The organism is Variovorax sp. GW821-FHT09B01, from assembly GCF_059418345.1.
Genome location: NZ_JBWKPQ010000013.1, coordinates 158,865 through 185,782, shown reverse-complemented (window position 1 = coordinate 185,782; position 26,918 = coordinate 158,865). Strand labels below are relative to the sequence as shown.

Sequence of the window (26,918 nt, the reverse complement as noted above, 5' to 3'; positions counted from 1 at the left end):
GCGCGGCCTAGAATGGCCGGCCGTTCCCGCAACCCTGTGGCGAATGGCCGGAGACCCCCCGCCGATGGAACTGCGCCAGTTCAAGTATTTCGTTGCCATCGTCGATTGCGGCAGCCTCTCGCGCGCCGCGCAGCAGCTCTACGTGGCGCAGTCGGCGCTGAGCAAGCAGATGGCCGAACTCGAGGCCGAGCTCGACACCCAGCTGCTGCTGCGCAGCCGCAACGGCGTGGCGATGACCGAGGCCGGCAAGGTGTTCTACGAATACGCGCAGGGCATCACCAAGCAGGTCAGCGACGCACGCGCCGCGGTGCACGTGGCGGCCGATTCGGTGGTGGGTTCGGTGGTGGCGGCGTTGCCGCAGAGCGTGTCGCCGATGATCGCGCTGCCGCTGATGCGCGCGGCAGCGCGCCGCTATCCCGACGTGGTGCTGCACCTCAACGAGGAGCTCACGGGCAACATGGCCGACCAGCTCACGCGCGGCCGCGTCGACGTGGCGGTGTTCTCGCCGACCATGCCCGCCGAGGACGTGACCTTCACGCCGCTGGTGGAAGAAGACTTCGTGTTTCTCGAATCGCCGCAGAGCCCGCATGCGTTGCCCGAGGGCGAGGTGAGCATCGAACAGGCGACCGCGCGGCCGCTGGTGTGGCCCGCCAATGCGCATGGGCACTGCACGCGCTGGCTGGTCGACGCGGTGCTCGAGGCCGCGGGCCAGCCGGCCGCGCGCGTGGCGGCCGAGATCAATTCGGTCTACACGCTCAAGGCCGCGGTCGAGGCGGGGCTCGGGCCGACCATCATGCCGCTGGGACTCGCACAGCGCGAAGTCAGCGAAGGGCGGCTCGCGGCGCACCGCATCGCCTCCGGCGCGATGTTCCGCACGCTGGGGCTGTGCGTGTCGGTGCACCTGCCGACCGGCAATGCCAAGCGCGCGATCTGCGCGCTGATCGCCGAGGTGATGCAGGGCCTGTGCGCGTCGGGCGAATGGGCCGGCGCGCGGGCCGTGCAGGCCGCGAAGAAAACGAAGGCCTGAGTCAGGCGCGACGCTTGCGCGCGGCGGCCGGCTTGCGGAGCTCGGCGGGCCGCGGGAAGAGGCGCAGGATCGCCGCGCGCACGTCGTCCTTCATGCGCTCGGCCGCATCGGCCTCGCCCGACAGGTGGCGCAGCAGCGCCTGCTGGAACAGGCCGTCGAACAGGGAATAGGCCGCGGCGGGCGGCAGGCCCGTGGGCACGCCCGCGAGCTCCTCGAAGCGGACCATGATGCGCCAGATCATCGCCTCGAGACTCTTGTCGATCTCGGTCACGTCGTCGCGGAAGGCGGCCTCGAACAGCGCCTGCGAGCGCAGGTCGTACCACAGGCGGTGCATGTGGCCCTCGTCGCGCAGCGTGTCGGCCAGGCTCTGCAGGAAGCCTTCCGTCAGTTCGTCGAAGCTGGTGGCGCTGTCGACCGCATGGTCGTAGCGCTTGACGCAGCGCGCCTTATATTGCTTCACGCTGCAGACGATCAGGTCGACCTTGTCGGTGAAGTAGTAGTGCAGCACGCCGTGCGAGAACTCGGTGTTCTGCGCGATCTCGCGCAGGCTGGTGCGCGCATAGCCGAGCGTGGCGAGCGTGGTCAGCGCGGCCTCGCCGAGCTCGGCGCGCCGCTCCTCGAACTTGTCGACCCTGGCCTTCGGCACCCGGGCCGTCGACGGTTGTTCCTGCTGTCGTGTCGTCATTTCCACCGCGCCGCGCGATGCGCGAGCCGCTCTCGTTGTCCGTTGATCTGCAAACCATAGCACGCATGGCACGCCCGTGCGAAACGGCGTTCCAGCCTGTTCCGGGCGTCATTCTAAAAAATCTGGACGGTCGTCAAAGAAAATCTTGACACTCGTCAAGACGATTTCTAGGATGGCCGCTCCATCTCACAACCAGACCACAGGAGACAAGCGATGGGACAGTTCGATCTGAAGGGGCGCAAGGCGCTCGTGACGGGTGGCGCGCGCGGTATCGGCGCCAGCATTGCGCAGGCGCTGACCGAGGCCGGCGCGGCGGTGATGATCGGCGACGTGCTCGCCGACGTGGGGCGGGCGACCGCCCAGCGCCTCTCGTCCGGCGGGGCGAAGGCGGGCTTCGTGCCGCTCGACGTCACCGACGATGCGGCCTGGGCCGCCGCCGTCGAGACCACGGTGAAGGAGCTCGGCGGGCTCGACATCGTGGTCAACAACGCGGGCATCGAGATCACCTCGCTGGTGGTCGACGTGCAGGCCGAGGACCTGCGCCGCATGCTCGACGTGAACGTGACCGGCACCCTGCTGGGCATGAAACACGCGTTCCGCGCCATGCGCCCCGGCGGCGCCGCGGGTGCGGGCGGCGCGGTGGTCAACATCGCCTCGGTCGCAGCGACCATCGCCTTTCCCGCCATCGCGGGCTACTCGGCCACCAAGTCGGCGGTCGACCGCGCGACCCGCGTGGCCGCGATGGAGTCCGGCAAGCTGGGCTACGGCGTGCGCGTCAACTGCATCTACCCGGGACTGGTGCCCACCGACATGGGCATGAAGCTCGCGAACGACATCGTCGCCGCGGGCCTCGCGCCCAGCGTGGAGGCGGCCGTCGGCGACGTGATCGGCCAGACGCCGCTGGGCCGGCTCGGCGAGGTCGGCGACATGGCCGACGTGGTGGTCTTCCTCTGCTCCGACGCGGCCCGGTTCATCACCGGCGCCGGCCTCGCGGTGGACGGCGGCATGGGCATGTGAAGGCCATGCGCGAACAGAACGAGTCACACATCAGGCAAGAAAAAGGAGAGACGACATGAGCAGCAAGAACAAGAAGCCGGTCATCGTGTACGGCGCCTCGGGCTACACCGGGCGGCTGGTCTGCGAGTACCTGCGCGAGTACAACATCCCGTTCATCGCCGCGGGCCGCAGCAAGGAGAAGCTCGACGCCGCGATGAAATCGAACGTGCCCGGCATCGAGACCGCGCGCTACGAGGTGGTGGAGGTGGCGCACTCGGTGGAGGCGCTCACCGAGCTCTTCACCGGCGCCTCGGTGGTGCTCAACACCGTGGGGCCGTTCGCCAAGTTCGGCCCTGAGGTGGTCGAGGCCTGCCTCAACGCCGGCTGCCACTACACCGACACCACGGGCGAGCAGGACTGGCTGATCACGCTCGACCAGCAATGGGGCGCCAGGTTCGCCGCCGCGGGGCTGCTGCTGTCGCCGGGCCTGGCCCACATGTACACCACGGGCGAGATCGCGGCGCAGCTGTGCCTCGAGACCCCCGGGCTCGACACGCTCGACATCGCCGTGTTCTGGGGCGGCAGCCCGACCATCGCGTCGACGCAGACCATCCTGGTCAATGCGGCGACGTCGAAGGCCTACTACCTCGAGCAGAACGAGTACGTCGAGTGGCAGCCCGATGCCGGCCTCTACCACCTGTCGATCCCGGGCCAGCACGAGGCCGCGCTCGCACTGCCCTGGGGCGGCACCTCGCACCCCGTGTGGTTCAAGCGCGATCCGCGCGTGGCCAACGTCAAGGTGCTCGGCGGCGTCTTCAACAAGCCGCTGATGATGGGCGTGCCGCAGATCGTGGCCGCCGCGCTCAAGGCCACCGAGGGCATGAACGAGGAGGACCGCTACGCGGCGCTGGCGCAGACGGCATCGAGCGTGATGAACACCATGCCGCCGCGCGAGAACCCGCGCATCAACAAGTCGGTCGACTCGGTGCATGCCTCCGGTCCGCTGGGCCGCGTGCACTGCGTGATCTTCGGCAACTGCAACTACAAGCAGACCGGCCTGCTGCAGGCCTATGCGGCGGCCTCGCTGCTGCAGCAGCCGCCGCGCCGCGCCGGCTTCGCCTCGGGCTGCCAGGCTTTCGGCCATCGCGAGCTGCTGGGCGCGCTGCGCGGCTTCGGCCTGGTGCAGGAACCCGTGCTCACGCGCATGGGCTGACCCCGATGCGTCTCGTCGACTACCTCGACAAGGGCGCCCAGCTGGGCGCCGATGCGCCCTGCCTGACCCTGGGCGAGGCCGACCTCAGCTATGCCCAGGTGCAGCGCATCAGCTGGCGTGTGGCGCGCGGCCTGCAGCGCGCGGGCCTCAAGCCCGGCGACAAGGTGGCCGTGCTCTCGAGCAACGATGCGATGGCCTTCGCCACGGTGTTCGGCATCTCGCGCGCGGGCGGCGTGTGGTGCCCGATCAACCCGCGCAACGAAGCGAGCGAGAACGCCTTCGTGCTCGATGCCTTCGACTGCGCCTGCCTGGTGTTCCACGGCAACTACGCGCCCATGGTCGAGCAGATGCGTTCGCAGCTGCCCAAGCTGCGCGCGCTGGTCTGCCTCGATGCGCGGCAAGCCTTCGCGCCTTCGATGGACGACTGGCTCGAAGGCCTGGACGACGCGCCACTCGACATCGCGCCGCCCGACGACGTGGCGATGATCGCGGGCACCGGCGGCACCACGGGCCAGCCCAAGGGCGTGATGCTCACGGGGCGCAACCTCGAGGCGATGTCGGCGCTCACGCTGATGGGCTATCCCTTCGAGGGCCGGCCGGCCTATCTCGCGCTCGCGCCGCTCACGCACGCGGCCGGCGTGCTGTGCCTGCCGGTGATGGCGCTCGGCGGGCGCGTGGTCATCATGCCCAAGCCCGACCTCGGCGAGTTCCTCGCGCTGATCGAGCGCCACCGCATCACCCATGCCTTCCTGCCGCCGACGCTGATCTACATGCTGCTGCAGCATCCGGAGCTCGCGGCGACGAAGCGCGATTCGCTGCAGTGCTTCTGGTACGGCGCGGCGCCGATGTCGGCCGCGCGGCTCGAGGAGGCGCTCACGAAGATCGGCCCGGTGATGGCCCAGCTCTTCGGCCAGACCGAGGCGCCGATGATGATCTCGATGATGTCGCCGCGCGAGCACTTCAATGCCGACGGCTCGGTGGCGAAGCATCGCCTCGCCTCGGCGGGACGGCCCGGGCCGCTGGTGCAGGTGGGCGTGATGAACGCCGAGGGCGAGCTGCTGCCCACGGGCGAGAGCGGCGAGATCGTGGTGCGCGGCTCGCTCGTGATGCAGGGCTACTACAAGGACCCGAGGGCCACGCAGGAGGCCTCGCGCTTCGGCTGGCATCACACGGGCGACATCGGCCGTCTCGACGACGACGGCTTCCTCTACATCGTCGACCGCGCCAAGGACATGATCATCTCGGGCGGCTTCAACGTCTATTCGGCCGAGGTCGAGCAGGCGCTGATGCAGCACCCCGACGTGCAGGACAGCGCGGTGATCGGCCTGCCCGACGAGAAATGGGGCGAGCGCGTGGTGGCGGTGCTGCAGCCGCAGGCGGGCCGCAGCATCGACGCCGAGGCGATCAAGGCCTTCGTCAAGGCGCGCATCGGCAGCGTGAAGGCGCCCAAGCAAGTCGAGGTGTGGAGCGACCTGCCGCGCTCGAAGGTCGGCAAGGTGCTCAAGAAGGACGTGCGCACCATCCTGCTCGCGACCTTGACGCGCGAGCCGGGCGAATAGAGGCGGGAGATCGGCGGCACTGCGCCGCCGATCTCCCCGCGATCAGAAGCGCGCCTTGAGCGAGGCCGTCGGCCCCTGCAGGCGGATCTTCAGCCGCGCGTCGGCCGTGCCGCTGTCGCGCGTGATGTCGATGTTGGTCACGTTGTAGGCCAGCACCAGGCCCACGTTCTTGACCGGGAACCACTCCACGCCGGCCGCGGCGTTGTAGATGTTGCCGTGCGAGCTGCCGCCGTTCTTCCACACGCCCGAGGCGTCGGCGAACAGCCGCAGGTCGGGCGTGATCGCGTGACGCACGCCGATCTCGAGCAGCGGCGCGATCGCATCGCGGCTCGAGCTCTCGTTGAGCGTGCCGAACTGGCCGTTGACGCCGGCGAGCGCGCTCACGCCGAGCTTGATGCGGTAGTAGGCCGCGCCGGCACCGAGGCCCAGCACCGTGTTGCCCGAGCCGATCCACCACTTGTACGAGAGCTTGGCGAAATCGACCTGCGTGTCGACGTTGGCATTGCCGAAGGCCGCGATGGTGCCGAGGCCGCCGAGCGAGGTGCCGCCCGAGAGGCCGCCGAAGTAGTCGCGCTTGTAGCGGAAGTAGTCGAACGAGAGGCCTTGCGTGTCGCCGAGCAGCACGTCGGCCGTGATGCGCGGCATGGTCACGCGACCGGGCTTGATGTCGCCGGTGCGCAGCGAGCCGTAGGGCGTCCCCACCGAGGCGTCGAATTTGGGATCGGCGGCGAAGGCACCGACGGAGAGGCTGAAGCGGTCGAGCGCCGGCGACGGGTCGGCGAGGGCGGGCGTGGCGGCTGCGAGCAGGCCGCCGCCGGCCAGGGCGGCGACGAGGGTGGCGTGGCCGCGGGCGCGCGAACGGAACAAGGGCATGAAGAAGGTCCTTCGAAGGAAGAAAGGCAAAAAAAAGAAACCTCGGACCTTCGCGCGTCGCTCTGGCTCCTGAGGTGCTGCTCCCTGTTGATGACCCACAAGTTAATAAGAGCGCCCGCACGCGCCTATGCGTCGATGGCGACGGTGCTTGTAGGAGAAATCGCCATGCATCTGTTGGCGCACGCCTGCGTGTTGCGATACGCAGCCGAGGTCATCGCGCTGTCACGTCGATGTAACCGGTTCTGCCTAGCCTTGCGAACATTTGCCCGCTGGCTCGCCGGTGTCGGGCTTTCATTTCAATCTCCGGACGCGTGCGAACAGCAAGATGACAGGCAATCTGGCAGCGCTCAGTGGGTTTGCGCTGGCGGGATGTCTTATCGGCGTGGATGCGCCGTGCGCAACGGATGCAGCGCAGGCGCCAGCGTCGTGGAACGATGCGAGCGCGCAGTTCGAGTTCGACCTCCCCGCGCAGCCGCTGGCCGAGGCCATCAAGCGCTATGCCAGCATCACGCACCGGCCGACCCTCGCGCGCGGCGAACTCGTGGCGGGCCGAAGCTCGTCCGCCGTACAGGGCGTCCATTCGCCCGAGACGGCCTTGCAACTGCTGCTGATAGACACCGGCCTCGTCGCGGAAGCGATTCCCGCGGAGGCGGGCGGCGGCTTCGTCCTGAAGCCCGCCGCCATCGCGCCTGCCGCGGTGCCGCGCGAGGCGGAACTCGGCGACCTGGCCGGCTACCCCGGCCTGGTGCAGGCCCGCGTCTGGCAGGCCCTGTGCGGCAATCCGCAGACGGCACCGGGCAGCTACCGCTCGCTGCTGCGCTTCCAGGTCGACGCCAGCGGACAGATCCGGCGCGTGCGCCTGCTGGGCTCCACGGGCAGTGCCAGCCGCGACGCCGCGGTGCAGGCCACGCTGCAGGCGCTGCGGATCGACCGGCCGCCGCCATCGGCGCTGCCGCAGCCGCTGACGATGTTCATCGAACCGCACGCCACCGCCGGCGGTCCGCTGTGTGCGCGGGAAGCGTCCTGACATGGCGCAGGAGACGCGCCCGGTCCTGACCGAGTACCTGGCCCGCCACTACGTCAGCCTCAAGCATCGGCTGACGCGGCTGCTGGGCAGCAGCGACCTCGCGGGCGATGCGTTGCAGGACACCTGGCTGCGGCTGCAGAGCAGGCCGGAGGAGGACGAGGTCCAGAGCCCGGTCGGCTACGTGCTGCGCGTGGCCGTCAACATCGCGGTCGACATCCGGCGCCGGCAGGCACGCACGCTGTCGTGGGACGAGGTCCAGGAGGTGCAGTCGCTGGTCGACCCGGCCCCGGGGCCGGCGCGGACGGCCGAGGCGCGCTCCGAGATGGCGCTGCTGCTCGAGCGCGTCGGGCGCATGCCGGCGCGGCGGCAGGACATCTTCCTGCTGGTGCACTGGGAGGGCCTGTCGCACAAGGAAGCCGCCGACCGGCTGGGCGTGTCGCAGCGCACCGTCGCCTACGAACTCAAGCGCGCCCACGAGGCGGTCGACGCCGTGATGAACCCCGATAAAAAATGATTGCAGTGCGCGCGCGGCCCGTTCGTCTCCCTAGGAACGCGTGGCGGATGTGCCGCTGCCCGCATCGCCGATGCGCCGCCGGACGACGTGATCCATGACCGAAGAACAACCACAGAGCGAAGTGCCCGACGCCTTGCAACAGCAGGCGTGGGTCTGGCTGCGCATGCTCAACGCGGGCAACGTCAAGACCTGGGAGGCCGAGGGCTTCAAGCGCTGGCTGCAGACCAGCCCGGCGCACCAGGCGGCCTACAGGACGGTGCGCGAGCGCTGGGCGCTGCTGCAGCCGCTGGCCGGCGAAGTGCTGCGCACCGATGCGTCGGCGGCACGGCGGCACCGGCGCAACCTGCAGGGCCGCCCGCAGGGGCGTCGCGCATTTCTCGGTGCGGCCGGTGCGGCGCTGGCGGCGGTGGCGGGTGTCGCCATCGTTCATCCGCCCGGGGGCCTGTGGCCCGCGCCCGACGAATGGGGCGCGGACCTGCGCACCGCGACCGGCGAGCGGCGCGCGCTGACCGTGGCGCAGAGCACCGTCACGCTGAACACCCGGACCAGCATCCGCCAGCATGCCGGCGATGGACAGCCGGACGGCGTCGACCTGCTGGCCGGCGAAGCCGCGTTCGATCTCGGCGGCGATGCACCGTTCATGGTCGCCGCGGGACCGGGGCGCACGCGCGCCACCGCGGCCCGCTTCGAGGTGCGCTACCTCGACGGCAAGGCCTGCGTGACCTGCATCGAGGGTTCGGTGCAGGTCGACCATCCGGCCGGAACCCGGCTGTTGCGCAGGCTCGAGCAGACCCGCTACGACGATCGATCGATCGATGTCATCTCCACCGTTCGGAGCGCCGCCGTCTCGGCCTGGCGCCGCGGCGAACTGGTGTTCGACGACACGCCCCTGGCCGAGGTGCTCGCGGACATCGACCGCTACCGGCCGGGGCGCATCGTGCTGATGAACGACGGCGTGCGCGACAAGCCGGTGACGGGCAGCTTCTACGTCGCTTCGCTCGAGCGCGCGCTGACGCAGCTGCAGCACACCTTCGGCCTGCAGGCGCGTTCGCTGCCCGGCGGCCTGTTCATCCTGAGTTGACCGATCGCGCTGTCATGCCGCTCGCACGGCAGCGGCGGAAACTCTTGCGCTGAAAAAAGTTTGCAGTCGAACGGGGAGACCGTTCGTCCTTAGATGTCGACGGTTCGGCATGGCCTCCTGCCAGGAGGCCTGCGGCGCCGTCGCGCCGACACAAGGCTGCCGCTAGGAGCGCGCAGCCCGATGGACACGACCTCGACTTCGACAGGAACCCCATGAGCACACGCGTACGCGGCAGCAGGCACCGTCATCCCCCTGGCGCGGAAGAGCGACTTTTCAAGACCGCGCCGCTGGCGGGTGCCATGGCCCTGGCGCTGGCGGCCGGCGGCATGGCCGGTGCCGCGCATGCGCAGCATGCATTCAGTTCGGCATGGTTCGCGAACAAGGGCGCGATGCAGAACACGGCCACGGCCACCGGCCGGCTGCCCAACGGCATGCCGGCGTCGAGCCTGACGAGCCCGCAGGCCCAGCAGCAGCGCGCCAACGAGCAACTGAGCCGTTCGATCAACAACCTCAATCTCGCGGCACGCGGCATCGCCGCGCAGCAGGCGGCACAGGCGGCCGCCCGGCTGGCCGCGGGCAACGATCCCTCGGTGCCCGATGGCCTGGCCGATGGCGGCCTCAAGGTCGACACCAACAGCCTCACCGCAGGCTGGCTCAACGCCAATGCACCGGTGCAATCGCAGGTCGACGGCCGCACCAACGTCGCGGTCCAGCAGACTGGCGACAAGGCGATCCTCAACTGGGAGACCTTCAACGTCGGGCGCAATACCACGGTCGACTTCAAGCAGGACCCGAGCTGGGCGGTGCTCAACAAGGTCAACGACCCGCAGGCGCGGCCTTCGCAGATCCAGGGCCAGATCAAGGCCGACGGCACGGTGCTGATCGCCAACCGCAATGGCGTGGTGTTCTCGGGCACCAGCCAGGTCAATACACGCAACCTGGTGGCGGCAGCGGCCAAGATCACCGACGACCAGTTCCGCACGAAAGGCATCTACGTCGATGCCAACGGCAGTGCCCCCACCTTCACCGACGCGGCTGGCAAGGTCGAGGTGCAGGCCGGCGCGCAGATCACCACGCACACGCCGCAATCGGCCACCCAGGGCGGCGGCTACGTCATGCTGCTGGGCACCGAGGTGCGCAACGCCGGACAGATCCACACGCCCTCGGGCCAGACCGTGCTCGCCGCCGGCGACAGCTTCACCATCCGCAAGGGCGTGAGCACCGAAGGCAACCAGCGCTCGACCACCGCAGGCAACGAAGTCTCGGCTTCGCGCAATGCGGACAGTGCGTCTGGAACGGTCATCAACACCGGCTTGATCACCGCCCCCGCCGGCGACATCACCTTGACCGGCCACACGGTGACGCAGGCGGGTGTGCTGGTCGCCACCACGACGGTGGCCAAGCGCGGCACCATCCACCTGTCGACCCGCGCGAGCGACGAGACGGGCACGGTCACGGTGGCGGAGGGCAGCACCACCGCCATCCTGCTCGACACGAACGGCGCGACGGCCCTGGACAGCCAGCGCGATGCGGCGCTGCGATTCGTCGATGGCCAACCGGTCAACAACGCCACGGGCATGTTCGACAACCTCGGCACGATCGCGGACCGCCGCGATCTCTCGCGCATCGAGATCGTCAGCGGCAGCACGGTGGAGTTCCAGGGTTCGTCGCTGTCGCTTGCGACCGGCGGCGAGATCGTGGTGGCGGCCCCGAAGCGCACGCTGGTCGCCCAGGGTGCCCAGCTCGATGTCTCGGGCGCGGTGGGCGTGAAGGTGGCGATGGAAAGCAACAACGTGCTGATCAATGCCCAGGGCAACGAGCAGCGCGATGCGCCGATCAACCGCGACAGCAAGAACCTCAACAACCTGAACCTGTGGGTGGACCGGCGCAAGCTGGTGTTCGTGCCGGCCGGCACGAACGGCTATCCGACCGATCGCTGGTACACCCAGGGCGGGCTGCTCGAGGTCAGCGGCTATCTCGCGACCAATGGCCATTCGATCGGCGAATGGATGGCACAGGGCGGCACGGTCACGGTGGCGGGCGGCGACCTGGTGACGCGCGCGGGCTCCAGCGTCAATCTGTCGGGCGGGACGCTGGATGTCGCGAGCGGCAAGCTCCGCTTGAGCTGGCTCAAGGGTTCGGATGGCCGGCTCTACGAAGTGTCGAGTGCACCGGGCGACCTGCTCTACAAGGGCTTGTACCGCGGCTTCGAGGACGAGCATGCGCGCTGGGGAAAGAACACCACCGGCTACTTCTACAACCCGCTGATAGGCCCACGAGAGCGACCGGAGAACGGCTACACCGTCGGGCGTGACGCGGGCCGGCTGGTGGTGGCTACCAACAACGCTGTGCTCGAGGGAACGATCGTCGGGGAGACCTACCAGGGCCCGCAACAGACCCGGGCGGCGCAGGCGGATCTGGACGGCTACAACCAGTCGCAAAGCGCGGTGGCGCGGCGCGGCGAACTGGTCGTCGGCCAGTACCGCCCGATCTTCGATGCCGCCAGCGGCGTGATCCGCCGTGGGCTCGTGCCGGTTGTCGACAACGTCAAGCTGGGCGAACCGGTCCCGGGCATCGCCGACGCGCTGGGGTTGTCCGATGCCGTGACCGCCGAGCGCCAGGGCATGGTGCTGCTCGATGCCGATTCGTTGACCGCGGCCTCGCTCGGCGCGGTGCGGATCGCGGCGAAGAAGAACATCGCCGTTGCAAGTCTGTTGCAGGTAAGCAATGGCGGAGAGATCGTCCTGTATGCACCCTCGGTGGACGTGGCCGCGAACCTCACGGCACACAGCGGGACGATACGCATGGGCAACGTGCTGAAGCAGGTGCGCGATGCCTCGAAGCCGCTCGATATCGGCATCGAGGTGCCGCAAGGCGCGCAGGCCGGCGTGTGGGTGCGCGAGGGCGTCACGCTGGATGCGACGGGGGTGCTGAGCGATCTGCGATCGGGCAGCGGTGCGCCGGCGGACCTCGCGCACATCGACGGAGGCCTGGTCAGCATCCGCTCGACCGAGAGCGTGACGCTCGAGAAGGGCGCGCTGATCGACGTGTCCTCGGGGGGCGTGGTGCAACCGGACGGGCGTATCAAGGGCGGTGCGGGCGGCTCCGTGCAACTGGGCTCCGGGCTGGCGAGCACGGGCGCGGGCAATCGAGTGGCGGTGCTGACGCTCGATGGAGACATCCGAGGCCATGGCGTCCAAGGAGGAGGCACGCTGCAGATCGAATCGGCGAGCGCGATTGCGATCGGTGGCAAGGTGGTGCCTGTCGATGGGATGCTGCACGCTGGGGATTCGGCGCTGGCCGACCTGGTCCTGTTGCGGGAGCTCGAAATCAACGTGATGGCCGGCGGCGTGCTGCCGATCGATTACAGCTACATCGTGTCCATCGCGAAACCTGGAGAGAAAGTAGGAGCGACGGGCATCAAGATCAACGCGATCTTCAAGGCCGAAGCCGATTGGACTCCTCCGCTCAGCAGGTCCGGCGGAACGAGATATGTCTTTTTTCTGAACGGGGCGTTCGCCGTCCGGACCGACCAAGGCATCGAGTTGACCGCAACGGGTCAGGTCCTGGACCATGTTCCGGCCGGATCCACCCTCCAGTTCTTTTTCGGGAGCACCGAACTCACCGAACTGTTCGCCAACTACGTCGTTCCGGCCAACGTGTTTCCGAACGGCGTGCCGATCGCCGATCGCACGGTGCAGCTTCATGGCGGGGATCGCGCGCCCTTCGACCTCACGGTGAAGCTGCCGCCCGGTTCGCGCCTGGCGGCCGGATCGGTGTTCGCCGAAGACCTTGCCGTGGCAGGAACGACCACGCTGTCCACCGAACTGTTTCGAAGCGGTTTTTCCCGCTACGACGTGCGCGCCCACAACGGGCTGGTCGTGCCGGACGGCGTCACGCTGGACGTCAAGATGCCGGTGCTGCGTGCGAACGGGCCGGTGCGTCCCGCGAGCGAAGGCGTGGCCGGCTTGCTCCAGTACTGGCAGCCGGAGATGTACCAGGACAATCCCACGGCGCGGGAGGCGAATCGGCGCCGCGGGGCGAGCATTTCCCTGGCTGGGGGAGTCGAGGGGGGACGCACGGGCGGCGCTGCCCCCGCGCAGACCGGGGATGCCGGCAGTGTGTACCTGGGCAAGGACGCTGCCGTGCGGGTGGACCCGGGGCAGTCGATCGCTTTGTCGAGCCGAGGCGACCTGACGGTCGAGGGCCTGTTGCAGGCACGAGGGGGGAGCATCAGCCTGCTCGGGCCGGTGACCGAGCTGGGGGGATCGAATATCGCGAACGGCGGCATTGTTGCCGATGGCAGGGCCAGCGCGCGCCGGATCCTCATCGGAGCGCACGCAACGCTCGATGCATCGGCCGAGGTCCACACGGCGCACGACGTCCAGGGGCAACCCTTCGGCCTCGTCACCCGCGGCGGCAGCATCGTCATCGGCGGCGAGCTGCAGGAAGCCACGAGCCGTGCCATGGCCTCGGATGCCTTCGTGGTGATCCGCGAAGGCGCGGTGATCGATGCCTCCGGCGCACAGGCGCCATTGAGCGTGGACGGCACGGGCGTGAGAACCGTTGCGAGCGATGGCGGGCGCATCCAGGTCGCCTCGAGCAGCGGCCTGTATCTGGACGGAAGCCTGCGCGCGCATGCGGGTGGCTTCGGCGCCGCCGGTGGCAGCCTCGCGATCGCCCTGGAGGCGCCCAACTACGTGAGCGCCAATGACGTCGTTCCGGACGATGCGCTGCTCGCGGTGCGTGACCTGACCCTGGTCCAGACCCGCCCGGCGGGCGCCTCGGATGCACAGGGCCTGAAGCACGGCCGCGGGGCGCTGGCCGTGAACCAGGTGCAGGACGGCGGCTTCTCGTCCCTGAGCCTCTACAGCAATGGCCTGGTCAGTTTCGGCGGAGACCTGAATCTCGCCATGGGCAGGGAGCTGCGCATCCTTTCGGGCGCGGTGACGGTCGCGGCCGGCCTGGATCCCATCCACAGCGTGTCGTTGTCGGCGCCGTATGTCCTGTTGGCGGGCATCACGGACAACGTCGCGGCCGTCGAGGGCCACGTGCGGCCGTCTTACCAGGGCGGCGTGAGCACGCTGGATTCCTCGGCCGTGTTGAACGTCCAGGGCAAGCTGGTCGATGTGAGGGGGGCCGTGACCTTCGGTGCGAACGCTGCGGTGGGTTCCGCATCGGTGGAGCGCGCGGGCTTCGATCGGGTGAACCTGGTCAGCGAGGGCGATCTGCGTTTCGTGCCAGGCACGAGACTCCTGAGCGGCGGCAGCTTCGATGTCGAACTCAACACGACCGGCGACCTCACGCTGCGCGCGGCGCAGGTGTACCCCGCCACCGGTGTCTCGGCACGCGTGCTTGCGGGCCGGGCCAGCGCGACGGCGTTCAAGTCGGACCGCCGCCTGGTCTTCGAGCGCTACGACACCAATGCGGCCGACCCGCAGCTGCCCTCCTCGGTCTTCGGCTCCCTGCTGTTCAGCGCGGCCCACATCGAGCAAGGCGGTGTCCTGCGCGCGCCCCTGGGCTCGATCACGCTGGGCACGGATGTCCCGGGCACGCTCGGGTCGACCGCCTCGGTGCGCTTCGCGCCGGGCAGTCTCACGTCGATTTCCGCGGCGGGCCTCGTGATGCCTTATGGCGGTACGTCCGACGGGGTGAACTACGACCACCTGGGCAGCCATGTGAAGTTGTCCGGTGTGGGCAGTGCCGGGGCCATTCTGGTGGCAGGCCGGAGCATCGCGGCGGAGGAGGGCGCGGTATTCGACCTGTCGGGCGGTGGCGATGTGCGCGGTGCCGGCTTCGTCTCGGGGCGCGGCGGTTCCACCGATGCGCGGATGACGCCGTTGATGCAGGTGGGCCGCAACGGCTTCGTGTTGCCCGGCCTCGACAGCAACCCCGTCTATGCGATCGTGCCCGGCTATGCCTCGGCCTACGCGCCGGCCGATCGCGGTGGCGCGGTCGATCCTCGCATCGGCCAGCAGGTCACGATCGGCGCCAGCGACATTCCCGGCCTGCCGGCGGGCACCTACACCCTGCTGCCGTCGAACTATGCGCTGCTGCCCGGTGCCTTCCGCGTCGAGATCAACGGCCCCGCCACGGGGCGCACGCCCACCCGCGCCACGCCGATGCGCAACGGCTCTTACGCCACGGCCGCGACCCTGGGCACCGCCAACACGGGCCTCGCGGACAGCCTGTCGAGCCAGCTCGTCGTGACCTCGGCCGACGTGCTGCGCAGCTACTCGCAGTACAACGAGACCAGCTATGCCGACTTCGTGCTGCAGCAGGCGGCATTGGCGGGCACGGCCCGCGCCGCGTTGCCGGCGGATGCCGGGCGCCTGGAGTTCCGGCTGCCCTCGTCGCCGGACAGCCGCTTCAGCTTCGACGCGAAGGCGAACTTCGAGGCCGGCAAGAACGGCTATCGCGGCACGGCCGGCATGGGCACGAACACCGCGAACGTCGGGGATGGCGCCATCGAAGTCCTGGCCGATGGCGCGCGCGCCACGCCCGATTTCGACGGCCTGTCGCTCCACGCCCGCGATCTCAACGCCATCGGCGCGGCCCGTCTGACGGTGGGCGGCAACCTGCAGTCGGTCTACGGCACGCCGACGGGCGGGGCCAACCTCAGCAACTATGTCGACGTCGGCGGGGAAACCGGCCGCATCGTCCTGCGCGAGGGCGCGATCCTCAGGGCCCCCGAGGTGTTCCTGGTCGCGGCCAGCACCAGCGGCGGCATCGCCATCGAGGCCGGCGCGGGCATCAACACCATCGGCATGGGCAAGGCGCCCTACGATTCGAGCGCCGGCTATGTCTACCGCCCCGGCGCGGTGTCGGTGGTGGCGGCGTCCAATGGATGGCTCAACATGCTGGCGCCGGAGCCGCAGCAGGACCCCTCGCTCCCGATGGGCGCGGGACCGATCGCCATCGGCGCGTGCGGCACCGTGGTCCTCTGCCAGGGCACGACCGAGCTCTATTCCGAAGGCACGCTGCTGGCCGCCACGCGATCGAGCTTCGACATGAGCGACCGCGTGCGCTACGGCACGCGCAACCTGGTGCTGGCCGTCGGCACGGTGAATGCCGGCAGCAGCGAAGACCTCGCGGCCGCCGCGGCGCGCGGCGCGCTGACCGCCGGGCTCAGCCTGAACCAGGACCTGCTCGATCGACTGCTGCGAGGCGACACGGCCTACGGAGCGCCCGCGCTCGAGCGCCTGGTGCTGACCGCCGCCGAGTCGGTGAACTTCTTCGGCAACGTGAGCCTGGACACCACCAATGCCGCGACCGGCAGGTCGTCGTTGAGCAACCTGGTGCTCTCCACGCCGGCCATCTACGGCCAGGGCGGTGCCGGCGACATGGCCCGCATCACCACCGCCAAGCTCACCTGGGCCGGCCTCGCGGGCGCCGCGCCGGCGCCGGTCACCGGTGGCCGGGGCACGGGCAGCGGCAAGCTCGCGATCAACGCCGACACGATCGAGTTCGGCTACGACCCGACATCGCAACCTAATGGGGTCGACGACTTCGGCCGCACCATCCTGGGCTTCGCCGACGTGCAACTGAACGCGACGCAGCGCATCACCGCCAACCAGAAGGGCTCGTTGTCGGTGTACCAGTCGCAAGTCGCCGGTGCCGGTGCAGGCACCGACGGACCGCGCTACGAAGGCGGCAACCTGACCCTCACGACCCCGCTCATCACGGGTGCCGGAGGCTCGATCAACCGCATCGCCGCGGGCGGCTCGCTGCAGGTGCTGGCACCCGCGAGCGGCCGCGCCGATGCGTCGGCCACGAGCCTCGACGCCGGCGTGCAGACCGGCGCGGAACTGAACCTCAAGGGCGCCACGGTCCGTGTCGACACCACGGTGGCGCTACCCAGCGGCAAGCTCGGCATCACGGCCGAGGGCGACATCGTGCTGGGCGACTCCGCCTGGCTCGACCTGGCCGGGCGCGAGATCGCGCTGTTCGACGTGCGCCGCTATTCCTGGGGCGGCGATGTGACGCTGCGCAGCACCGCGGGCAACATCACGCAGGCGGCGGGGTCGACCATCGACCTCTCGGCGCGGAACAACAACGCGGGCCTGCTCAGCGCCATCGCGCTCGCCGAGCAGAGCGGGGGAAGCGATGACGCGGGCCGCGTGGACCTGCGCGGCACGCTGCGCGCCGGCGCGAGCGGCCACTACGACGCGGGCGGCACCCTGGTGCCCTATCGCGCGGGCGGCGTGGACATCCGCGCCCAGCACCTGGGCAGCGGCGGCGCGCTCAGCGACGAGTTCGCGGCCCTCAACACGCGGCTCAACGACGGCGGCTTCTTCGGCGAGCGCAGCTTCCAGCTCAAGCAGGGCGACCTGCGCATCGGCAACGAACTCAAGGCCCGCCAGATCAACGTGTCGGTGGACAACGGCCGTCTCGACGTGGTCGGCACCATCGACGCGAGCGGCGAGCAGGTCGGCAGCATCCGGCTCGCGGCTGCCAGGGGTCTCGCGCTGGCAGGCAGCGCCGTGCTCGACGCACACGGCACGGTGCTGCGCGTGGACAGCCACGGCAAGATCATCGACAGCCCCAACCGCGCGATGGTGGAGCTCGATGCCGGCAGCGGTACGCTGGTGCTGGGCGAGGGCGCGCGCATCGACCTGCGCCATGGCACCGGCTCGAGCGGCGGCGACGGCAGGAGCCGCGGCACGCTGGACCTGTACGCGCCGCGCATCGGCAGCACCGGCAGCACGACGGACGCCGACGCGGCCACCTTCGGCGACATCGCCATCGATGCGCGCGGCAACGTGAACATCCAGGGCGCGCGCTCGATCGCCGTGTACGGCAAGCAGCGCTACAGCGACGCGCCCTTCGGCACCGACGCGGCCGCGAGCGGTCGGCCCTACCAGGTGATCGATCAGGTGTATCTGAATGGCAAGGGCGACGAGGCCACGCTGTTCGTCGACGGTGCACTGCGCAACGGCAACCTGCTGAATTCGAAGCTGGCAGGCCTGAACAACGCGACCTATCGCGACGCCTTCCATCTACGCCCGGCGATCGAGATCGCGAGCGCCACGCCCGACGGCGACCTGGTCGTGCGGGGCGACCTGGACCTCTCGGGCCTGCGCTACGCGAGCCTGAACCCGAACACGCAGCGCACGAGCGTTTACGGCTCGGGCGAGGTCGGCATGTTGACCCTGCGCGCCGGCGGCGACCTGTCGATCTACGGCAGCATCAACGACGGCTTCGCGCCGCCGCCCGAGACGCCGGACGACGGCGGCTGGATCCTGACACCGGGCGTGCAGGCCTTCGGCGGCGACGTGGTGGTGCCGGTGCCGGGCGTGACCCTGGCCGAGGGCACGGTCTACCCCGCGGGAAAGACGCTGAACTACGCGATCACGGTGAAGGACGTCACCCTGCCCGCGGGCACCGTGCTGCCGGGCGCGATCACGCTGGACCGCGAGCTGATGCTGCCCTTCGGCACGGTGCTCGCGGCCGATGTGCGCGCGGCCGACGGCAGCGTGCTGCTGCCCGCGGGCCGGATGGTGGGCACCGGCGGCCTGGCGCTCCCGGTGGGCGCGCAACTGCTGGCCGGCGCACGGCTGCCGATGGCCGTGACGCTGGCGCGCCTGACCTGGCCCAAGGGTGCGAAGCTGCCGGTCGCGATGACGCAGTCGGGCAGCCTGCTCCTGCCGGTGGGCGCACTGATCGCTTCAGGCACCAACGTGGCGCTGCCCGACGGGGCGCTGTCGGTCAATCTGCGTCCCGCGGATTCGAGCGGACGTCAAGCCCAGAACTGGGCGTTGGCGCAGATGCTGCCGGAAGGTTCGCAGTCATGGAGCCTGCGGCTCGTGGCGGGCGCCGACCTGCAGGCGGCGGACAACCGTCTGACGCGGCTCGACGCGGGCAGCATCCTGCTCGCCGATACGCACTACACCGTGTTCAAGCAGACCGAGATTCGGCGCGGCGGCGTCTGGTACTGGGCGCCCGGCAACAACTATGGCGGCGAACCGGGCACGGCGGCACCCGATTGGGCCGACGACCCGACCTACAGCATCTGCGGCGAGGAGGCGGGGCAGTGCGTGCGGGTCTCGTGGGTATGGCAAGAGGGCAACATGTACGGCGGCACGCCGGGCGTTCCGGTCGACGACTGGGCCGATGACCCGGGCTACAGCATCTGCGCGGAGGAACCCGGGCAGTGCGTGGCGGTCGGTGGCCCCGCCGGCGAAGTGGTGGTGGCCGTCACGCCCAAGGCGCCCGTCTTCAGCGTGCTGCGCACCGGCACGGGCGACCTGGACCTGGCCGCGGGCGGCAACTTCTCGATGCAGTCGCCCTACGGCGTGTACACCGCCGGCACGCAGAAGAGCCTGGGCAGCGCCACGCTCGATGCCAGCTACAACCTCGCGCGCGGCCTGCAGGCCAACGGCAATGCCGTGCTGTGGAATGCGGCCGGTGACAAGATCACGCCCGCGTACGAGAAGCTGGTCGACGGCACGGACAGCCTCTACAAGGCCTGGTATCCGGACGGCGGTGGCAACCTGCGACTCGACGTCGGCGGCGATCTGACCGGCGATGCCTGGGGCGCGAGCCAGGAACTGGCCATGGCCAGCGGCAGCGTCGGCAACTGGCTGTGGCGCCAGGGTACGGGCAACACGCCAGGGGTGAGCGACGTGCCGACGGCCTGGTGGATCAACTTCGGCACCTACAGCAACAACGAGCGGACCGGCGGCGACGGCAAGCTGCTGTACTGGCCCGCCGTCACCGGCTTCACCGGACTGGGCACTCTGGGTGGCGGCGACGCCAGCATCCGCGTCGGCGGCAACGCGGGGGCCATCACCACGCGCTCGACGATGGGCGCGAACACGAACGCCACGGCACGCAGCCAGGGCGTGATGCTCGCCGTGGGCAGCACCGGTCGGGTGCTGGCGGACGGGAGCCTCGCCCTGACCGGCGGCGGAGACCTGGACCTTCGGGTCGGCGGCGGCTGGAACGGCAGCATCGACGGGCGGCTGAGCGGCGCCAACGGTTCCGGCGTGGCGCAAACGCAGGAGTTGTACGGCGGCCTGGTCAACCTGCGCGGCGGCATTTCCATGTCGGCGGGCCGGATCGGGACCGTGGAGCTGTTCTATGGCGCGGTGCAGGATCCGAAGGAGATTCGCGCATCGAATCCCTATAAAGCGAGCATTGCGCGAGCCACGGGCGGATTGATGCTGATGCAAGGCGATGCCGGCGCCAGCATCTCGAGCCGGGGAGACCTGGTGCTGGGCGGCACGGGAAACCCGGGCCTGGTGCCGACGCCCAACGGATTTGCCTTCACCCCTGAACCCAAGGACGGACCGAGCGGAAAGAGCTGGTTCAGCCTGTGGACCGACAGGACGGCACTCGAGCTGTCGACCGCGGGTGGCAACCTGGCGCTCGACACCCGCGCCGGCGAAACGGCCGCCAAATTTGCCGGGACCTCCTGGGACTACGCCAGCAATGGCGGCTGGTACCTGCTGCCGGGCACCGTCCGTGCCGTCGCGGCCATGGGAAGCATCTACTACGGACCTTCGGCCGCCACTGCCATCGTCACTGGCTCGGCCGATGCAGCGCGATGGAACAGCGGCCTGCTGCTGGCCCCGCTGGGCGAGCGCCGCATCGAGCTGCTCGCGGGCGGTTCGCTGTATGGCGGCGGCTATGCCATCAGTTCGTCCGGCGCGGACGCCTCGGCCACCGCAACGATCGAACACCCGGGCTTTACGGGTTTCAACGGTACGGGCATGAGGCTGGCCAGCAACGTCTCCGATCTCGCGCCGTCATCGGACCTCAGGCTCTTTCCGCTGTTCGCATTCGACGTCAACAGCGTGAGCACCAACGCCAGCGTCTCGGACAGCCCCGTTGCGCCTTCGCGCTTCTATGCGGCCGGCGGCGACATCGTCGGGCTGCGAACCGGCACGGTGGTGACCTTCCATCCGACGGAGGGCCCCCGCGCGGGCCAGATCGACTACGTCGCCGCCGGGCCGGTCGCCGTGAAGGCCGGGCGGGACATCGTGTATGCCGGCATGCGCAGCAACGACGCGCCGCTGGAGATCGGCGAGGTGGCGAATTCCGCTTCCAGGGCCCAGGCGCATGGCAACCTGATCGTGCACACCCACCAGAACGACGTCTCGGTGATCGAGGCCGGGCGCGACATCCTCTATGCGAACTTCGAAGTCGCCGGCCCCGGCACGCTCGAGATCTCCGCGGGCCGCAACATCGTCCAGAACGACCTGTCCAACCTCACGAGCATCGGCCCCGTGGTCGCGAGCGACACGCGCCCCGGCGCCGGCATCGTCGTGCAGGCCGGTCTCGGGGCGCAGGGCGCCGACTACACGGGCCTGCTGAAGAAGTACCTGGACCCCGCTAGGCTCGCAACGGCTGGCACGCCGCTGGCGGACCAGGGCGACAAGGTCGTGAAGACCTATGGCGCCGAACTGTCGGCGTGGCTGTCGCAGCGCTACGGTTTCCAGGGCTCCGCGCAAGAGGCCCTGGCCTACTTCGACACCCTGGCGCCCGAGCAGCAGCGCATCTTCGCGCGCCAGGTCTATTTCGCCGAGCTGCGCGAGGGTGGCCGCGAATACAACGACGCCGACGGGCCGCGCTTCGGCAGCTACCTGCGCGGACGCAACGCCATCGCCGCGATGTTCCCGCAACGCGGCGCCGACGGGCAGACCATCGGCTACCAGGGCAACCTGCTGATGTACGGCGGCTCGGGCATCCACACCAACCTCGGCGGCGACATCCAGGTGCTGACCCCGGGCGGTGCGCAGACCTACGGCATCGAAGGCGCGGCGCCGCCTTCGACCGCCGGCCTGATCACGCGCGGCCAGGGCAGCATCGAGCTCTATGCGCTCGGCAGCATCCTGCTCGGCCAGAGCCGCGTGATGACCACCTTCGGCGGCGACATCCTGGCCTGGTCGGCCGAGGGCGATATCAATGCCGGCCGCGGCTCGAAGACCACCGTGGTCTTCACGCCACCGCGGCAGGTGTACGACAGCGTGGGCAACATGAAGATCTCGCCCGAGGTGCCCAGCACGGGCGCGGGCATCGCCACGCTCGCGCCATTGCCCGAGGTTCCGCCCGGCGACATCGACCTGATCGCGCCGCTGGGCACCATCGACGCGGGCGAGGCCGGCATCCGCGTCTCGGGCAACGTCAACATCGCCGCGCTGCGCGTGGTGAACGCCGAGAACATCCAGGTGCAGGGCAAGTCGAGCGGGCTGCCGGTGGTCGCGGCGGTGAACGTGAGCGCGTTGTCCAACGCGAGCGCGGCCGCGAGTTCGGCGGCGGCCGCGGCGCAGGACGCGATGCAGCGCGAGCGCGCCGTGGCGCGGCAGAACCTGCCCTCGGTCTTCACGGTGCGCGTGCTGGGCTTCGGCAACGAAGCCGCGCCACCGCGGCCGGACGGCCAGGAGACGCCCACGTCCGGCGCGGAGCTTCGCTCCGGCCTGGAGCCCTACGACCCGGCCAGGATGGTGAAGATCGTCGGCCTCGGCGAGCGCATCGATGCCCGCTACTGGAAGCGCTTCACCGACGCCGAACGGCAGCGCCTGCAGCAGGACCGCTGAACGGACGCGCGAATCGACAGCGACCGGCCGCAGCGTGGACATGCTGATTCCCGACGTCGAACCAGGCATCGCGCTGTGCGATGTCCTGGTCATGCACTACGACCGCCTGGCTGCGCAACTGGCGCGCCAGCTCGGGTGTCCCCACCTGGCCATCGAATGCCTGCATGACGCCTGGTTGCGCCTGAATGAAAACGCGGCCGACGCATCGGTGCGCAATCCGCTGGCCTACATCCGCCGCGTCGCGTGCAACCTGGCGACGGATCGCCTGCGCAGCAGCAGGCCCTGGCAGTACGCGAGCGATGCCGATGTCGAACTCGATGGACTGGCGGACCCCGCGCCCGGTCCCGCGCTGATCGCGGAGATGCGCTCCGACGTCATGGCCGTGGAGCGCGCGCTGCAGCGCCTGCCGCGTCGCCATCGCGCGGTGCTGATGGCCTTGCGCTTCGACGAAATGAGCCGGCAGGAGGTGGCCGACCGCTATCGCCTGTCGCTGCGCAATGTCGACACCGCGTTGCGGCAGGCGCTGGATCGCTGCCGCGCCTGAGCGGCTTCAGCGGAGCGCCTGCTCGATCTGCCGCTCGATGTGTTCGTAGTCGCCTTCGCCCACATGGCGGAAGATCACGCGCCCCGTGCGGTCGACGAGATAGAGGCTGGGCCAGTACTCGGTGCCCCAGGCCTTCCAGGTCTTGTAGCGGTTGTCCTGCGCCACGGGGTAGTCGATGCCGTGGCGCCGGATCGCCGACTGCAGTCCGGCCGCGTCGCGCTCGAAGGCGAACTCGGGCGTGTGCACGCCGACCACCACCAGGCCGCGCTCGCGATAGCGCCGGGCCCACTCGCGGAGGTGGGGCAGGGTGTTGACGCAGTTGACGCAGCCGTGGGTCCAGAAGTCGACCAGCACGACCTGGCCGCGCAGGCCTTCGATCGTGAGCGCGGGCGAGTTGAACCACTGGTCGATGCCGATGAAATCCGGCGCCGTCGTGACGGACACCGAGGAGGAGGAACCGCCCGACGACCACGCCGCCCGCGAGAGCCATGCCGACAACTGCGTGTCGACCCGCAAGGCCATGGCCGCGGCGGTCGCCATCATCAGAACGCCGAATACGCGGCGCAGGGCGTGCATGTGCTTCGCCACGACGCGAATCCGCTCGCTCGCGGCCTGTCCGCCGTAGGCGATGGCCAACATCGGCACGCCGGCGCCGATGGCGTACATCAGCAGCAGCCAGGCGGCGGTCCACGATTGCTCCTCGGTCGCGATCAGGGTGAGCACCGAGGCCAGCACGGGGCCGGCACACGGCGTCCACAGCAGGCCCAGGCTCGCGCCCAGCAGCAGCGCGCCGCCATGGCTGGCACCGGCGCGGTCGCCGAGCTTCTGGCCGGCATCGGCGAGAAAGCCCAGCGGCGCGGCCAGGCGGTCGAGCAGGCGCGGCCACGACAGCAGCAGCCCGAAGGCCAGCAGCACCGCGATGCTCGCGTGGCGCAGCGCCTGCGGCGAGAGCCCGAGCACGCGCGTCGAGGCGCCGAAGGCCAGCGCGGCGGCGGCGAACGAGAGCACGAAGCCGGCCACGATCAGCAGCGGCCGCAGCGATGCGGTGCGCGCGGACGGCCCCGCAGGCGCGAGCGTGGCGCCGAGCAGCAAGGGCAGCATCGGCAGGATGCAGGGACTGCCGACGGTCGCGATGCCGGCGCCCAGGGCGAGCAAGGTTTGCAGCATGCGGTGCCTTCCTTCAGTGTCGCGACGGCGCGCGGGTCCAGCGCTGCGTCTTGCCGAACAGCGGCAGGCCGACATAGGCATGAAGCACCAGTTCGCCGGCGGCGATCGATGCGGTGGCGACCGACATGCGACAGCGGTAGGTCTTGCCGTTCTCGCGGTTGTAGATCGTGCCTTCCCATTCGCCGCCCGGCTCGGTGGCGGCCGTGGGCCTGAAGTCCTTGAGCAGCGTCATGCCGAGCGGCGAGCGCGTGTCGACGGCCTGCATCTCGCCGCCCTCGGGCGCCATCGACCGGTTGCCGAGCACCTGCGTGACGGTGCCGCACAGCGCGTCGCCGCAGGCCGAGACCTCGACCTCGAGGTTGCCGTTGGCGGTGATCCAGCGGCCGCGCGGATCGCTGGCGGCCGATTGGGCGAAGGCCGCCGGGGCGGCGGCGAGCAGCAGGCCGAGCGCGAGGGCGCGGCAGGCGGAAGTCATCGAGTGCATGGAGGCTCCATGGGTGATAGGGAGCCGTCATTGCATCGGCCGGCGTCGCCGCGGCGATGTCGAAAAGCCGGCGGATCTGTAGCAATGCTTGTCCGCGCGCGGCCCGGACAAACTGCGATACAAAACCGCGGCCGCGCCGTGCGCCACGGCGACTATCGTGCGGCGATGGAACACCCCGACCATGTGCTCGTCGTCGACGACGACCGCCAGATCCTCGCGCTGCTGCGCGACTACCTGACGCAGGGCGGGCTGCGCGTCAGCACGGCCTGCGATGCCGCGCGCATGCGCGAGGTGCTCGCGGCCCACGCTGTGGACCTGATCGTGCTGGACCTGATGCTGCCCGGCGAGGACGGCCTCTCGCTGTGCCGCGACCTGCGTGCGCGCGACGCGGCGGCCATACCGATCCTGATGCTGACCGCGCGCGCCGACGAGGCCGACCGGATCCTGGGCCTCGAGATGGGCGCCGACGACTACCTGACCAAGCCCTTCGCGACGCGCGAGCTGCTCGCGCGGATCCGCTCGGTGCTGCGCCGCACGCGCATGCTGCCGCCCAACCTGCGGCGCGCGCAGCAGCCGCGCTTCCTGGCCTTCGGCGACTGGCGGCTCGACACGCTGGGGCGGCACCTGGTGGACGCGAGCGGCACGCTGGTGGCGCTCACGGGCGCCGAGTACCGGCTGCTGCAGGTGCTGCTCGAGCGGCCGCAATGCATCCTGCACCGCGACCAGCTGCAGAGCCTGATCCAGGGCCGCGACAGCGATGCCTTCGACCGTTCGATCGACCTGCTGGTGAGCCGCCTGCGCCGCCGGCTGCGCGACCTCTCGCGCGAGCCGCGCTACATCAAGACGGTGCGCGCGGCGGGCTATGTGTTCTGCTGCGAAGTGCGCGCCGAGGCCGAGGCGCCATGAAGCGCGCGCAGACGATGTTCGGCCGGGTCGCGGTCGTGGTGTTCGCGGGCCTGGCGCTGGCGCATGCGCTGACCTTCGCGGTGCTGCTCTACGAGCGCGGCCTGCTGGCGCGCGACATGATGGCTTCGTACCTGGGCAGCGAGGTCGCGAGCGCGCTGGCGATCCTCGACCGCGTGCCGCCGTCGGAGCGCGCGGCATGGCTGCCGCGGCTGGCGCGCAGGAACTACGACTACGCGATCGCCGCGCTGCCGGCGGCCGCGCCCGCGGGCGATGCGCTGTCGCTGAGCCTCGCGCGCAGCGTGGCGGCCGCGGTGGGCGAGGCGCGCACGGGGCCGATGCTGCGTGGGCCCGGCCATGACGCGGATGCCCCCTTGCTGCTGCCGCTGCGCCTGGCCGACGGCACGATGCTCACGCTGACGCTGCACCCGCCCGCACTGGGCCTCTCGGGGCGCGCCATCGCCTTGCTCGCGCTCCAGGTGCTGCTGTTGGGTGCCGCGACCTGGTGGGGCGTGCGCGTCGCGGTGCGGCCGCTCGGCGCGCTGGCGCGGGCCGCGAATGCCATCAAGCCCGGCACGCGGACCGTCGCGTTGAAGGAAGCGGGCCCGATGGAGGTGGTGCACGCGGCGCGCGCCTTCAACGACATGCAGCGGCGCATCGATGCGCACCTGGCCGAGCGCCACCGGCTGCTCGCGGCCATCTCGCACGACCTGCAGACACCGATCACGCGCATGCGGCTGCGGCTCGAGCCCTGGAAGGACGACCCGTGCGGCGCGCGCCTGGCGGGCGATCTCGATGCGATGCAGGCGCTGGTCGAGGAAGGGCTGGCCTATGCGCGGGCGGCCCATGCGGGCCAGGAGCCCTTTCGCGCCGTCGACATCGACGCGCTGCTCGACGGCCTGGTCTGCGATGCGCTCGATGCCGGCGCGCAGGTGGCGCTCGAGGGCCAGGCCGGTGCACCGCTGAAGACGCGCATGCTCGCGCTGCGCCGCACGCTCGTGAACCTGCTCGACAACGCGATCAAGTTCGGGGGCGGTGCGCGCGTGGTCGTGGCAAGAACCGACACCGAGTTGCGGATCGCGGTGCGCGACAGCGGCCCGGGCATTCCGGATGCGGAACTGCACAAGGTGCTCGAGCCCTTCTATCGCGTCGAGTCCTCGCGCAACCGCGCGACCGGCGGCACGGGTCTGGGGCTCGCGATCGCGAGCGAGCTGGCGGCCGCGCTCGGCGGCGGGCTGCGCCTGTCGAACCGCCCCGAGGGCGGCCTGGAAGCGCTGCTGAGCCTGCCCGCGAATCCCGAATGA

Annotated in this window: 15 protein-coding genes; 11 read left to right on the top strand and 4 right to left on the bottom strand. The window is 70.1% G+C overall.

Features of this window, described 5'->3' with window-relative positions; translation table 11 throughout:
• Window positions 1–64: 64 nt before the first annotated feature.
• Window positions 65–1,027 carry a LysR substrate-binding domain-containing protein gene (locus AC07RV_RS29605; protein WP_296781283.1) on the top strand — a complete coding sequence of 321 codons (963 nt, stop codon included), beginning with the start codon at window positions 65–67 and terminating at the stop codon, window positions 1,025–1,027.
• 1 nt (window position 1,028) lies between these two features.
• Here AC07RV_RS29605 and AC07RV_RS29600 read toward each other — a convergent pair whose 3' ends face one another.
• Window positions 1,029–1,712 carry a TetR/AcrR family transcriptional regulator gene (locus AC07RV_RS29600; protein WP_093340146.1) on the bottom strand — a complete coding sequence of 228 codons (684 nt, stop codon included), beginning with the start codon at window positions 1,710–1,712 and terminating at the stop codon, window positions 1,029–1,031.
• A 213-nt stretch (window positions 1,713–1,925) separates the two neighbouring features.
• Between AC07RV_RS29600 and AC07RV_RS29595 the strand changes: the two genes are divergently transcribed.
• Genes AC07RV_RS29595 through AC07RV_RS29585 form a run of 3 tightly spaced genes read left to right on the top strand, consistent with a single transcriptional unit; the run spans window position 1,926 to window position 5,480 of the window.
• Window positions 1,926–2,729 carry an SDR family NAD(P)-dependent oxidoreductase gene (locus tag AC07RV_RS29595; RefSeq protein ID WP_093340144.1) on the top strand — a complete coding sequence of 268 codons (804 nt, stop codon included), beginning with the start codon at window positions 1,926–1,928 and terminating at the stop codon, window positions 2,727–2,729.
• Window positions 2,730–2,784: 55 nt separating this feature from the next.
• Window positions 2,785–3,921 (top strand): DUF5938 domain-containing protein, encoded by a 1,137-nt coding sequence (locus AC07RV_RS29590; protein WP_296781284.1) that lies wholly within the window; start codon window positions 2,785–2,787, stop codon window positions 3,919–3,921.
• A gap of 5 nt (window positions 3,922–3,926) precedes the next feature.
• Window positions 3,927–5,480 carry an AMP-binding protein gene (locus tag AC07RV_RS29585; protein ID WP_296781285.1) on the top strand — a complete coding sequence of 518 codons (1,554 nt, stop codon included), beginning with the start codon at window positions 3,927–3,929 and terminating at the stop codon, window positions 5,478–5,480.
• 42 nt (window positions 5,481–5,522) lie between these two features.
• On the opposite strand, the gene AC07RV_RS29580 is transcribed toward AC07RV_RS29585, so the two are convergent.
• Window positions 5,523–6,353: a hypothetical protein gene (locus AC07RV_RS29580; RefSeq protein WP_296781286.1), complete on the bottom strand. Its 831-nt coding sequence runs from the start codon at window positions 6,351–6,353 to the stop codon at window positions 5,523–5,525.
• Window positions 6,354–6,735: 382 nt separating this feature from the next.
• Between AC07RV_RS29580 and AC07RV_RS29575 the strand changes: the two genes are divergently transcribed.
• The 5 genes from AC07RV_RS29575 to AC07RV_RS29555 all read left to right on the top strand — a co-directional run bounded on the left by AC07RV_RS29575 (window position 6,736) and on the right by AC07RV_RS29555 (window position 23,060).
• Window positions 6,736–7,380 (top strand): TonB family protein, encoded by a 645-nt coding sequence (locus tag AC07RV_RS29575; RefSeq protein WP_296781287.1) that lies wholly within the window; start codon window positions 6,736–6,738, stop codon window positions 7,378–7,380.
• A gap of 1 nt (window position 7,381) precedes the next feature.
• Window positions 7,382–7,894, top strand: coding sequence for an RNA polymerase sigma factor (locus tag AC07RV_RS29570; protein WP_296781288.1), 513 nt, complete (start codon window positions 7,382–7,384; stop codon window positions 7,892–7,894).
• Between the two features lie 94 nt (window positions 7,895–7,988).
• Window positions 7,989–8,975: a FecR family protein gene (locus AC07RV_RS29565; protein ID WP_296781289.1), complete on the top strand. Its 987-nt coding sequence runs from the start codon at window positions 7,989–7,991 to the stop codon at window positions 8,973–8,975.
• Between the two features lie 212 nt (window positions 8,976–9,187).
• Window positions 9,188–22,516, top strand: a complete 13,329-nt coding sequence (locus AC07RV_RS29560; RefSeq protein ID WP_296781290.1) for a filamentous hemagglutinin family protein — start codon at window positions 9,188–9,190, stop codon at window positions 22,514–22,516.
• 40 nt (window positions 22,517–22,556) lie between these two features.
• Window positions 22,557–23,060, top strand: a complete 504-nt coding sequence (locus AC07RV_RS29555; protein ID WP_296781291.1) for an RNA polymerase sigma factor — start codon at window positions 22,557–22,559, stop codon at window positions 23,058–23,060.
• 6 nt (window positions 23,061–23,066) lie between these two features.
• Here AC07RV_RS29555 and AC07RV_RS29550 read toward each other — a convergent pair whose 3' ends face one another.
• Window positions 23,067–24,227: a cytochrome c biogenesis protein DipZ gene (locus AC07RV_RS29550; protein WP_296781292.1), complete on the bottom strand. Its 1,161-nt coding sequence runs from the start codon at window positions 24,225–24,227 to the stop codon at window positions 23,067–23,069.
• Between the two features lie 13 nt (window positions 24,228–24,240).
• Window positions 24,241–24,711, bottom strand: coding sequence for a DUF2147 domain-containing protein (locus AC07RV_RS29545; protein WP_296781293.1), 471 nt, complete (start codon window positions 24,709–24,711; stop codon window positions 24,241–24,243).
• A gap of 165 nt (window positions 24,712–24,876) precedes the next feature.
• On the opposite strand from AC07RV_RS29545, the gene AC07RV_RS29540 reads away from it, so the two are divergent.
• Window positions 24,877–25,617 carry a response regulator gene (locus tag AC07RV_RS29540; RefSeq protein WP_296781294.1) on the top strand — a complete coding sequence of 247 codons (741 nt, stop codon included), beginning with the start codon at window positions 24,877–24,879 and terminating at the stop codon, window positions 25,615–25,617.
• Window positions 25,614–26,918: an ATP-binding protein gene (locus AC07RV_RS29535; protein ID WP_296781295.1), complete on the top strand. Its 1,305-nt coding sequence runs from the start codon at window positions 25,614–25,616 to the stop codon at window positions 26,916–26,918. Before AC07RV_RS29540 ends, AC07RV_RS29535 begins: the two co-directional genes overlap by 4 nt.